The organism is Streptomyces sp. ISL-94 (genome assembly GCF_018614075.1).
Lineage (GTDB): Bacteria > Actinomycetota > Actinomycetes > Streptomycetales > Streptomycetaceae > Streptomyces.
Window position 1 is genome coordinate 119052 of record NZ_JAGGOZ010000027.1, and the last position, 11468, is coordinate 130519.

Here is an 11468-nt window from a genome sequence, read left to right on the forward strand (position 1 = left end):
TCATGCGGCCTCATCTCGCAGCCGGCCTCGGGTAGCAGGGGCTGGGAGTACGTGAGGGAGGATCGGATCTCGGCGGCGAGGATGTCGCCAAGAGCTTCCTGTCGGCCCCGGATAGCAGCTGCTTGGCCGGCGGGTCGCCGAAGCGTCCCCTATTCCGGCGACTGCCCGTGCTCCAGGTAGGCGGTCAGGTCGTTCGCTCGGGCCTGGATCCCAGCGGCGATTCGGCGCGCGAGGCGGGGGATGGTGAGGCCTGGCACCTGCTCTGCGCCGTGGAAGTCGTAGCCGCGGAGCTCGTCCGCTTGGAGTGCGATCTGTTGGCGGTGGTCTGCGCTTAGGAGGCCGCCGTCGAAGAGGTAGAGGACCTTGTCTCCCTCTCCCGGGTTCGGCGCCCAGTCGACGACGAGGAGGCGGCCGATGCGGGGCGTGATGCCCAGTTCCTCGTGGACTTCGCGCACACAGGCCTGTCGGGGCGACTCGCCCTGTTCGACGTATCCGCCGGGAAGGTCTCGGTAGTCCTTGTACGACGGCTCGACGAGGAGGACTCGATCAGCTTCGTCGAAGAAGAGAGCGCCGGCCGCCATGCGGGGGTGGGCCATCTTCGCTTCATGCTCGTTCTCGCTCACGGATTCGACTCTAGCCGCCAGCGACGATGCGGAGCCTGCGCGCCAGGTCGGCCACGGGATGGGAGGGCCGACCTCGGGTACCGCGTATCCAGCCGATGACCAGCTCTCGGCTCATGTAGTGGTGACGGACCTGTTCGGGGGCGGCCTGTTCGGCTTCCAGGAGTACGGCCAGGGCTTCGTCGGTCCGGTTCCAGGCACTCAGCGCCCTGGCAACTTCGAGGCTGTGCCGCACGCGCCGTTCCACTGGCAGTCCGCTGGTGTCGATGCGTGCGCCAAGGTCCGCGGCGATCTGGATGTCGCCGAGTTCGCCGGCGGTGGCTACGCAGTGGATCGCGACGTTCGTCGGACCGAAGGCTGTCCACATGTGGTTGGCATCGGCGCCGAGGCGCTGCGCGGTCTCGTCAGCCTCTCGGAGGAAGGTCTGCGTAGCTGCCCGGTCCTCTGCTCGTGCGGCGGCCATCGCCCCGGTGAGGAACAGCGTGCCGTACACCGAGAGGTACTCGTCGTTTGCAGTGCCCAGTTCCGGCTGCATGACGGCTGCCGCGTCGTTCACGAGCTGGACCGCTGCCGTGAAGCGTCCTGTGGCCAGGAGGCAGTGCGTGACCGCTCGGAAAAGCGAACCTGTGACCTCGCTTCGGCCACTGTGCTGCGCGGCTGCCAGACCGCGGTCAGCGGCGATCCATGCCAATTCGGGCTCTCCGACCTTCCCCAGCACCATGGCTGCTCCGTGGTAGGCGAGGGCGAGCAGAGCATGTGCCTCCTCCCCCTCGTGCCCCGAGTAGGCGCGGGATGCGGCGAGCGCGTCGGCCAGGACGAGGGGAAGACGTCGGGTGGCGAAGCCGTAGCGAGATGCCTGGTAGGCGTCGAGGACGTCGCCCACGTTGGCGCGAAGGTCCTGTAGGGCAGGTGGTTCGTCATCGGGTGCAGGGCTCAGCAGGGGCGTGAGCTGCTTGTAGTCCATCAGCGCTTCGCGTAGCGCGGGGACCGTGCGGTGGCCGCTGTCGGCCGACCACTCCATGAGCGTCGGCTCCGCGAGTAGGTCTCCGAGGGAGACGTCGAGGGCGTCGGCGAGTGAGGTGATCACCGAGAGGCGATCAAGCTCGATCCGGTTGTTTTCCGCTTTGCTCAGCCAGTCCGTGGTACGGCCGACAAGGCCGGCCAGGACCTCTTGGGAGAGGCCGCGCCGCCGCCGGTACCAGGCAACGCGCTCCCCGATGGTCAGGTTCTCTGTCATCCCTCGCATGTCCTGATCATCACCTCGTGCCCGAAGTGGACCCCGGAAGGATTTTCCGGGGTGTCGCGGGGCGCCCTGGCTACTGTCGCAACAGGCCGAGAACGCCGCCGGAAAATGCGAGCAACTCAACCTGCATCAAACGGCTTTGGCTAATGACGCTCATCCGTCCCACCCGTCTTCTTCAGGCAGAGATCGGAGTTTGTCATGCGCAAAACCATCACGACTGAGGGCGGTTTCCTGTCCATCGAGACGGGCACCACCAAGCCCGACGCGACGACCATCGTGGAGCGGAAGGGACTCGGCCACCCCGACACCCTGGCCGACCACCTCGCCGAGCGGCTGTCCCGCGCCTACAGCCAGCACACCGTGCAGCGCTTCGGCGCCGTGCTGCACCACAACTTCGACAAGCTCGCCCTCCTCGGCGGGGCCAGTGAGGTCCGCTACGGCGCCGGCCGGATGACGGCCCCGGTCCGCGTCCTGGTCAACGGGCGGGCCGCGCCGATGTGCGGAGGCGAGACGATCCCCGTCGAGGAGATCGTCGAGGCCGAGGTCAGGGCGTTCTTCGCCGAGCGGCTCCCGGAAGTGTCGGACCACCTCGACATCACGTTCAACATCACCAGCAACTCCAGCCCCGGCGCGGTCCTCACGGGCGACGCGGTGCCGGATCGCACCCGCTGGTTCAACCCACGCTCCATCGACGACCTGCGAGAGCGTCGGGTGCGGCTCTCGAACGACACCTCCCTCGGCACCGGCTGGGCCCCGGAGAACGCCTTCGAGTCGCTCGTCCGCGAGCTGGTGAACCACTTCTCCGGCGAGAGCGACTTCACCCTCTCCCACGCCTGGTGCGGATCCGACGTCAAGCTCATGGGCTACTGGGACGGGGACAAGGCCGATGTCGTCCTGTGCGTCCCGCAGAAGTCACGACACGTCGGCAGCCGCGCCGAGTACGTCCGCAACGCCGAGAGCGTCCTCGCCGAGTGCCACCGCATGGCCGGCCTCCGCCTCCCCGGTGCACAGGCCCGCTTCCGGCTCAACGCCCGCGACGTCCCGGAGAAGGACGAGCTCTACCTGACGTACACCGGCAGCTCGATCGAGTCCGGCGACGAGGGCGTCGTCGGCCGCGGCAACCGGGTCAACGGACTGATCACTCCGCTGCGGCCGATGAACCTGGAAGGCGCCAACGGCAAGAACCCCGTCTACCACGTCGGCAAGCTCTACAACATCGCCGCCCAGCGCCTGGCCGAACGGCTGCACGAGGCCACCGACGGACACGCGGAGGTGCACCTGGTCAGCACCACCGGCCAGCGCCTCGACCAGCCGTGGCGGATCCTGGTCCGGCTGTCCTCCCCGGACGTCGAGACCGACAAGGTCCAAGCGCTCGTGGCCGAGGCTCTGGAGGGCTTCCCAGCCCTCACGGACGAGCTGGTCTCCGACGGGATCGTGCTGAGCTGATGGCGACGCAGACGCTCGGAGATGTGCCCTCGGGGTGTCGGGAGCGGCTGCTCGCGCACTACGGCCCGTCGGTCCAGGAATGGCTGGAGGTCGCCCCGGGCCTCCTCACCGAGGCGGCGAAGCGGTGGGACCTCTCGCTGAGGGACTACCACGATGCCGGACACGCCTCGGCGGTCGCGCTCGCCGTGGCACCCAACGGGAACCAGCTGGTTCTGAAGGCCTGGGTCGACCCAGTCCGCTACCGCCACGAGATCACCGCGTTACGGGTATGGGCCGGCGGCCCGACCGCGAACGTAGCCGAAGCGGCGGATGACCTCTCGGCGGCGGCCCTGGAGCTGGTCGGCGGACGGCCCGGGGGCGCCGACCGCCCCGCGCGGGCGACGCAGTCGGTGGCTGGCGCGATCCACAGGCTCCATGCCCTTGGCCGCCGGAGGCCCGGATCGGGCGTGCCCATGCTGACCGACTTCCTGCGCGAGGTCGTTCTGCCTCGCATCCGCCGACGAGCGCAGGCGCTCGACCTCGGCACCCATGACGGACTCGTGCAGCAGGCGTGCCACGGGCTCGCCGGCCTCAGCCAAGCCCCTGACCGGACGACTGTCCTGCACGCTGACCTCTACGCGGAGAACGTCATCTTCGACGCGCGGCGGCAACCGCGCCTGATCGATCCACACCCTGTGGAAGGTGACGCGGTCTTCGACTGGGCCTTCTGGAGCGTCTATTACGACCTCGAACAGGGGCTGGTCGATCGACTGGCCACCGCCGCTCGGATCTCCCGTATCCCCGTACCGGAGATCCTGCCGTGGTGCAGGGCCCTCGCTGTCGATGGCCTCCTCTACTACAGGGAGATCCACGACCCCGCGGAGCCGAAGATCGCCGCGGTCCTGTCCGATCTGATGGCTACGGGAGCAGGGAGCGGCCGATGACGACGTACATCCTCCGCCACGGCCAGACGAATTACAGCAAGCGCTACCTGGTCAACGGCGACCCGACCAAGCACATCCACCTCAACGAGGAAGGCCGGCACTCCTTGCGCCGCGCCTGGACCACGCTCCCCCTCCACTCAGTGGCCACCTGGCTGACCAGCGAATTCCCGCGAGCTCGCCAGACGACCTCACTACTGATGGGCGTACCGTCCGCCGGGCTCGTGGTCGACGCCCGGCTGAACGAACTGGACTACGGGGAATTCGAGAGCAGTCCCTTCCTCGAATACGCCGTCTGGCTCGACACGCACGACGCCGGCGAGCGCCCACCCGGCGCTTCCGAGTCCCAGCGCGAGGGCATCCGCCGGATGCTCGCCGGAGTACTCGGGGCTCTGGAGCGGCCCGGGCCCCGGGTCCTCGTCGGCCACGGCCTGCTGGTCTCGGTCCTCCTCTGGTATCGCGACCGCGCCGCGGGAGAAGCCATGCCGCTGTTCTTCCCCGAGGCCCCGTACGTCGAGCCGGTCACCATTCCCGATGACGAGCTGCCCATTCTGATCACGGCACTCCTGGACGATCTTGATTCGAGCGTGGGAAGGGAGATCACCGGCGCCAGTGACGCGGAGATATCGCGGATCAGCGAGGGGTCGACGGTTGCTAACGTCGATGGGGTATCCCCACCCCACTCGCTGGATAAAAAGGATCTTCCTCATGCATGACGCCCGCGCCCTGATTGAAATGGGTGCCGAAGCAGTTCGTCGGCTCGCTCGTCGCGGTTACTCCCTGGACCTGTCCCGGTTGGAAGACCTCCAGTCCCGGCGCAACCAGAGCATCCGCTCAGCCGATGAGCTGCGGGCGCAGGCCAAGCGGGTGGCGAGCGAGGTCCAGCAGACGGCCAAGCAGGGCGGCGACATCTCCAAGCTGAAGGAGCGTGCCCGCGAGCTGAAGGACCAGATCCGGGACATCGACGCCGAGCAGGAGCAGGTTCAGCAGGAGCTGAGCGAGCTCCTCCTGACCATCCCGAACCTGCCCGACGACTCGGCCCCGGACGGCGACTCCGACGAGTTCGCGGTCGAGGTCCGTCGCGTCGGCACCCCGCCGGCCTTCTCCTTCGAGCCGAAGGACCACGTCGACCTCGGCGAGAGCACCGGCATGCTCGACTTCGCCCGAGCCACGAAGCTGTCGGGTCCCCGGTTCGTCGTCTCCCGCGGGGCGGGCGCCGCCCTGGAGCGCGCCCTGGCGACGCTCTTCCTCGACATCCACACCCGCCGTCACGGGTACGTCGAGCACGCGGTCCCGTACCTGGTCAGCCGCAAGACGATGACCGGTACCGGACAGCTGCCGAAGTTCGAAGAGGACCTGTTCAAGACCGGCGTAGCCGACCGCGAGCTGTTCCTCATCCCGACGGCCGAGGTCCCGCTGACCAACCTCTACGCCGACGAGATCATCCCGCCGGCCGACCTGCCGCTGGCCCTCACCGCGCACACTCCGTGCTTCCGGTCCGAGGCGGGCTCGTACGGCCGCGACACCCGCGGCCTGATCCGCCAGCACCAGTTCGCCAAGGTCGAGATCGTCCAGATGGTCGACCCGGCGGACGCGGACGCCACGCTGGAGACGATGGTCGGCCACGCCGAGGCGTGCCTGAAGGAGCTAGGCCTCGCCTACCGCGTCGTCAAGCTGGCCGCCGGTGACACGGGCTTCTCCGCCCAGCTCACCTACGACATCGAGGTCTGGATCCCCAGCCAGAACACGTACCGCGAGATCTCCTCGATCTCGAACTTCGGCATCTTCCAGGCCCGCCGCGCGAACATCCGCACCCGAGGCGAGGACGGCAAGCCCAAGCTCGTCGCCACCCTCAACGGCTCCGGCCTGCCCATCGGCCGAACTCTGGCCGCGCTCCTCGAACAGTGCCAGCAGCAGGACGGCTCCCTCGTCCTTCCCGAATCCCTCTTCCCGTACCTCGGCTTCCGCCGTATCTCGGCGGACGGAACACCGGAGGCATAAGTGCTCGTCGGCGTCTGCGACTTCCCTGGTAGCTACGCCTTTCCACCCGCCGGGTACGGCGGGATCGAACGATGGCTGTGGGCGGTCGCCGTAGGCGCCCGGGCCGCAGGCGCCGACGTACACCTCCTCGGGCAGGGCTGGCTCACGGACCTGGAGAACGACTGGGTCCGCAAGCCGGTCCGCCTGGAGGACATCGCCGCCGGATCGCTCGCCGAGCGCGAGCTCCGAGACACCGGGTACGACCTCCTGGTCGTGGGACACGAGTACCCCTCGCTCCCGGCCTGGACCCGCACCTGGAACGCCCTGGAGTGCGACGTCGCCACCTTCCAGCACTCGCCCGTCTTCCAGCACGCCCCCGCCGCATTCGACGGCAAGCGGTCCCGCCTCTACTGCTACTCGCCCGAGATGATCGAGCGGTACGCCGACCACCAGCCGATCTCCGAGCTGGCCGTGCACCTCGGCCTCAACGAGGAGGAGCCGCCGGCCGTCGCAGGACAGGATCTGGTCTGGCTCGGCCGCATCGACGCCGAGAAGGCGCCGCACCTGGCCGTACGCGCCGCTCAGATCCTGGGCCGGAAGATCCGCATCGTCGGCCCGGTCTTCAATCACGACTACGTGCAGAGCCACGTCCGCCTCTTCAGCGCGGGCCACGTCGAGTGGGTCGGCGAACTTGGCGGCCCCGCCAAGACGGCCGCCGTCCGCGACGCCTCGGTCTTCGTCTACACGTACGGCCGTACCTATGTGGAGGCCGGCGCAGCTGTCTTCGGCGAGTCCCTCCGCGCCGGTACCCCGATGGCCGCCCTCACCTGGCGCACCGGAACCTGCGCCGAAGCCGCCCTGTGTGACAAGACCGGCGCCATCACCGTGGCCGACCCGCACGAGGACGACGAGGCCGCGGCTCGCGAGCTGGCCCATGCCATCGAGCAGGCTGAGGAACTCGACCACGGTCAGGTCCAAGAGATCGGCATGCACCGTTTCGACCCCGCGCGGCACTTCTCGGCGATGGCAGCCCGATCGTGCTGACCGCAGTCGGCGACGTGCTGGCCTTGCGGATTCCCCACGTGCTCCGCACTGCGTTAGGCCCCCACTGGGAGTTCACCGCAGATGGCCCCCGCGTCGAGATCCAGCACCCGCATCGAGGCACCCCCTATCACCCGCCACGCCGGCCGCCTTCGTGGAAGGAACTCCTCCACAGCCTCCAGACCGCCTTCGCCGACATCGGCGTTCCACGCGACGACTGCCTCCCGCTCCGTTGGGGACGCGACACAGAGCTCACCATCTCGGCAGTCCAGGCACTCGACCCGTTCCTCAAAGACGGCAAGCCCCGGACGTACCGCTGCGGGTTCCTGCCCCAGCCCGTCGTTCGCTTCACGGGGGAACGCGACGCGTTGGGTGATCTGTGCGACGGCTTCCTGACCTCCTTCGTCAACGTCTCCCACGTCCAGCCCATCGAACGCCTTGACGAATACGGGGCCATTCTCGACGGCTGGCTCTCCGTCCTATCCCAACTCGGCTTCCACGCACGCCACGTGAGCGTCCACGGGACGCTCACCCCCTGGCGGCGGCGAGAGGTTGCAGGCATCACACTGCACTTCCGCCACCTCGACCTCGGCATTGGCGACATAGTCCTCCTGTGGAACGTCGATGAGCCGACCCGCATGGCAGTGGACCTCGGCGCGGGCCTGGAACGCCTCGCCTGGGCACGCACCCAGCAACACTGGCACGACCTGATTTATGGGCGCTTCGCTGACGCGGCACCTCCAGCGATGCTGGACGCCATCCGCACCGCCACGCTCCTCCTTGGCCATGGGATCAATCCCAAACCCCGCGGGGCTGGGGGCGCTACACGGCGGGTCATTAGCGCGGTTGATTCCGGTGTTGCGCACCTCGGCGTCAGCGCCATCGTCCGCGAGATGTTCGCTTACTGGTCTCTCTTCAGCGCCCTGCGTGTTCCGTGGCCAAGAATCGCGCACCTCATCGAGGAAGAGCTGCGCCGGTAGACCGCACCACCGATGCCCCTGCCAAAAACTCAAGCAGGAAAACACGACCGGCGGCCGGGATGACACAGCCGCCGGTCGCCTTTAGATGCGGCCTTGCCTCTGTGCTCAGCTCTCGTGCGCGAGGAAGCCGTCGGCTCCCGCAGCGACGATGACGCCCAATCGGTCGTACTCGATGAGATCTTCGTCGGTCATGAGGGCGGCGAGGGTTCCGTGGTGCTTGACGGCGTACTTGAGCAGGAGCTCTGCCAGTGTGGTCGCGGCTTCCTCTGCCTCGGCTTGGGCTTCGGGGTTGTGGACGTGTACGCCTGCGGCCTGGAGTTCTTCGATGGTGGCGTTACGGACGATGGTCTGCTCCTCCTCGGTGAAGAGGCGTCCGTCGAGGTGGCGGTAGACGAGGGAATCCGCCGGGCACTTGAAATCTGTATCGAACAGCAGGGCCATGACTTCAGGGCGAGGGGTGACTGCGGGCATAGAAGTGCTCCTCAAGGGGGTGGGTTCGGTACCTGTATCGATGGTCTGGAGAATCCCCGGTTTGGCTGACCGGGGATCGTCGGCTATATCTCTCGGCCCTGTCGTGCGTGCAGGAGCGGGTTCGCATGTGCGCTTCGTCCCGACTATCGCCCTGGTATCGGTGCACCACGTCGACTGGTCGGGCTGTCCTGTATGGAGGGCCCCGACTGGCGGAGGGCGGAGCGCGGGGCGCCGAGTGCGGCGCTTGGAGCTCAACGTCGGGGACGGTTCGGCGGGGTCGCGGGCACGGTGGGCGGCTGCGTGCCGTGTCCAGGCTGGCCGGTCCACGATGCCGTGGTGCGCCGGCGGGCGGCTTCGGCGCGGGGGTTGGGGCTGGGGTTGCGACTGGTGTGCTGGAGGCGGGTGATCAGGACGCGGGCCGGTTGGCGGGCTGTGCTCAGTTCGCGTTGGGCTGCGGCCTCCTTCAGGAGCTGATGGGGCTGGTGGCCTCGGGCCTCCGCGTCGGCGAGGAGGGCGGCGAGGGCGGGCCAGCTGGGGTCGGTGAGGATCCGTTCGGCCTGTTCGGGGACGGCGGCGCGTACGTCGTGGGCGAGGGCGCGGCGGGTTTCCTCCCTCGGCTGGCGCTGTTCGAGTACGACGAGCGTGGGTGTGAGGGCTTGCACGGCGGCTGCCTGTAGGTGGTGGAGGGTCTGGCGGGCGGCGTCGGCTTGGTGGGCGTTGCCCTTGGCCTCGTGCCAGCGGCCGGCGATGATGCCGGCCCACAGGAGGGCTGCGATGAGGGCGGCGAGGGCGCTGCCGTCGGGGCCGGTGGCGGTGTGGACGATGTCGCGGGCCGCATGGCGGATGGCGTGGGCGGCGCGGTCTTCCGCCCGGATCTGGGAGCGCTGGGCGCGTGCGAACGCCTTCGATGCCGCCTGGAGTTCGGCGCGGAGGTGGGTGGGGGCGTTCTGGGCGGTTGCTTCGAGGAGTTCGCCGAGGGCAGTGATGTGGGCCTGGGCGTGGGTGTCGTCGGTGAGGTCGGTGCGGAAGGTATCGAGGGCTTCGGTGGCCTGGTGCCAGGCTGTGGCGGGCTGGTTGCGGCGGGCGGTGGGGTGTTCTTCCGGCTGGCCGCCTTCGAGGCGGTCGCGGAGTTTGGGGAGGGTGAGGTCGGGGGCGATCTTCCCGCCGGGGTGGAAGATCTGCTCGCCCTCCTTGTTGAGGTCGCCGGGGCGGCCTGCGGCGTAGCCGAGGAGGTCTCCGGAGGGGCCGCGCCGGGCCTTGACCGCCATGCCATCGGCTTCGAGGTAGGCGAGGAGTTCCTCGGCCGTGTGGGCGTGGGGGATGGCGGCGCGGATGCGGTCCTGGAGCCATTCGCGGCTGGTCTGCTCCCAGCCGAGCCGTTGGGCCTTGTGCATCTCGGCCTGGGTGGGGGCGCGGGTCCCGGTGCGGTCGCCCTTCTTCAGGCGGCGCAGGCCGTAGTCCTTCTCGATCTCGCGGCAAGCGTCGCCGACGCGGATGCCGCTGTCGTGGAGCTTGGGCCGGCGGCCGTCCTCGCGGACGGTGGTGGCGAGGATGTGGATGTGATCGTCGGCGTGGCGTACAGCGATCCAGCGGCAGGCCAGGTCGTCGCCTTCGGGGGCGATGCCTGCTGCGGCGACGATGCGCTGGGCGATCTCGCCCCACTCGGCGTCGGAGAGGTGGCGGTCCTCGGGGGCGGCGCGGAGGGGGCAGTGCCAGACGTGGTCGGTGATCTTCTTGCCGAACTCGCTGTTGCGGAGCTGGACGGGCTCGTCGAGGTAGCGGGCGAGCTGGGTGAGGGTGGCGTTCTCGTCGCGGCCGGGGTCAGGCATGGCGAGCATGGCGAAGCCGGCCACGACGTGTGGGTCGGTGTGCTCGTCGTGTCGGCCAGGGCCGTAGAGGTAGGCGAGCAGTCCGCGGGTGTTGGCACCGGAGGGCTTGATAGCGGCGATCACGATCGTCAGGCCTCCCTCGGGTCTGCCGGCTCGCGCAGGGCGTTGGCGATCATGACGAGGAGGTCGTGGAGCTCGTCGAGGCGCTGGCGTATGTCGGGCGGGGTGAGGTCGCTGTTCAGGGCGCGGGCGATCTGGTTGATGTTGACGCCGATGCGGTTGCACTGGCGCAGGACCTGGGCTCGGAAGACGTGCGTGCGGCGCCGGTCCTCTGACAGGGGCAGGTTGGCGGTGAACCGCCCGTTGATGAAGGCGAGGACGATGTCGGCGGCGAAGCCGGATATGCCCTTGTAGCCGTGCTCGGCGGCGGCCTCCTGGAGGCGGGGGCGTTCGTCGTCGGTGAAGCGCAGCGGGCCGACGCGGTCCCCGCGCTTGTTGCCGGTGAAGCGGCGGATCGTGGGCTGGACGGTCTTCACCGTCGGCTCGCCGGCGGCGGGCTGGGCGCTGCGTTCGGCGTGGAGGATCTCGCGCTGGACGGCGCGGAGCGTGTCCTGGTCGGGGCCGCCCTCGGACCCGACCTCACGGTCCGGCGCCCCCTGGCGCTGGACCGTCTCCGCCACCCCCGGGGCGGAGACCCCCGAAGACCGGCCTTGAGTCGGACTCGGGGTACTACTGGCTCCGCCAGGGGCATCCCGTCCGAACGCGCGGAGCCAACGCCTCTTCGGTGTAGGCAACTTCGCGCCCAATATGCCAGTGCCGTCGGAGGCAGGATCGGGGTGGTGCGGGTCGTGCACGGGGGCTCCATCTCGGGGCGTGGCTAGGGGAGCCTTGCGGCTTCGGGATCAGGGGTGGGATTGCTTACGGCGTGGTGTACGAGA

General features: G+C 68.9%; 11 protein-coding genes. 6 read left to right on the plus strand and 5 right to left on the minus strand.

Annotation, left to right across the window (positions count from 1 at the left end; translation table 11 throughout):
- Positions 1-149 precede the first annotated feature (149 nt).
- Positions 150-623 carry an NUDIX hydrolase gene (locus J7E94_RS10720; protein WP_308344849.1) on the minus strand — a complete coding sequence of 158 codons (474 nt, stop codon included), beginning with the start codon at positions 621-623 and terminating at the stop codon, positions 150-152.
- A gap of 10 nt (positions 624-633) precedes the next feature.
- Complete coding sequence (locus J7E94_RS10725; protein ID WP_215014415.1) at positions 634-1857, minus strand: helix-turn-helix transcriptional regulator; 1224 nt, start codon at positions 1855-1857, stop codon at positions 634-636.
- Positions 1858-2061: 204 nt separating this feature from the next.
- Between J7E94_RS10725 and J7E94_RS10730 the strand changes: the two genes are divergently transcribed.
- The 6 genes from J7E94_RS10730 to J7E94_RS10755 are packed head-to-tail and all read left to right on the plus strand — an operon-like array spanning position 2062 to position 8230.
- Complete coding sequence (locus tag J7E94_RS10730; RefSeq protein WP_215014371.1) at positions 2062-3309, plus strand: methionine adenosyltransferase; 1248 nt, start codon at positions 2062-2064, stop codon at positions 3307-3309.
- Positions 3309-4232, plus strand: coding sequence for an aminoglycoside phosphotransferase family protein (locus tag J7E94_RS10735; RefSeq protein WP_215014373.1), 924 nt, complete (start codon positions 3309-3311; stop codon positions 4230-4232). The genes J7E94_RS10730 and J7E94_RS10735 overlap by 1 nt, the downstream gene beginning before the upstream one ends.
- Positions 4229-4945, plus strand: a complete 717-nt coding sequence (locus J7E94_RS10740) for a histidine phosphatase family protein (RefSeq protein ID WP_215014375.1) — start codon at positions 4229-4231, stop codon at positions 4943-4945. The genes J7E94_RS10735 and J7E94_RS10740 overlap by 4 nt, the downstream gene beginning before the upstream one ends.
- A complete protein-coding gene (gene serS / locus J7E94_RS10745; protein WP_215014377.1) occupies positions 4938-6230 on the plus strand; it encodes a serine--tRNA ligase in 1293 nt (430 codons plus the stop codon). The genes J7E94_RS10740 and serS overlap by 8 nt, the downstream gene beginning before the upstream one ends.
- Positions 6231-7253 (plus strand): glycosyltransferase, encoded by a 1023-nt coding sequence (locus tag J7E94_RS35630; protein WP_215014379.1) that lies wholly within the window; start codon positions 6231-6233, stop codon positions 7251-7253.
- The gene (locus J7E94_RS10755; RefSeq protein WP_308344851.1) at positions 7247-8230 is read left to right on the plus strand and encodes a hypothetical protein; all 984 of its coding nucleotides are present in this window, start codon (positions 7247-7249) and stop codon (positions 8228-8230) included. Before J7E94_RS35630 ends, J7E94_RS10755 begins: the two co-directional genes overlap by 7 nt.
- A 105-nt stretch (positions 8231-8335) precedes the next feature.
- Here J7E94_RS10755 and J7E94_RS10760 read toward each other — a convergent pair whose 3' ends face one another.
- The 3 genes from J7E94_RS10760 to mobC all read right to left on the minus strand — a co-directional run bounded on the left by J7E94_RS10760 (position 8336) and on the right by mobC (position 11210).
- Positions 8336-8701: a hypothetical protein gene (locus tag J7E94_RS10760; RefSeq protein ID WP_215014381.1), complete on the minus strand. Its 366-nt coding sequence runs from the start codon at positions 8699-8701 to the stop codon at positions 8336-8338.
- Positions 8702-8952: 251 nt separating this feature from the next.
- Positions 8953-10653, minus strand: coding sequence for a relaxase/mobilization nuclease domain-containing protein (locus J7E94_RS10765; protein WP_215014383.1), 1701 nt, complete (start codon positions 10651-10653; stop codon positions 8953-8955).
- 5 nt (positions 10654-10658) lie between these two features.
- On the minus strand, positions 10659-11210 hold the full coding sequence (gene mobC, locus J7E94_RS10770; RefSeq protein WP_215014385.1) for a plasmid mobilization relaxosome protein MobC: 552 nt from the start codon (positions 11208-11210) through the stop codon (positions 10659-10661).
- Positions 11211-11468: the final 258 nt, after the last annotated feature.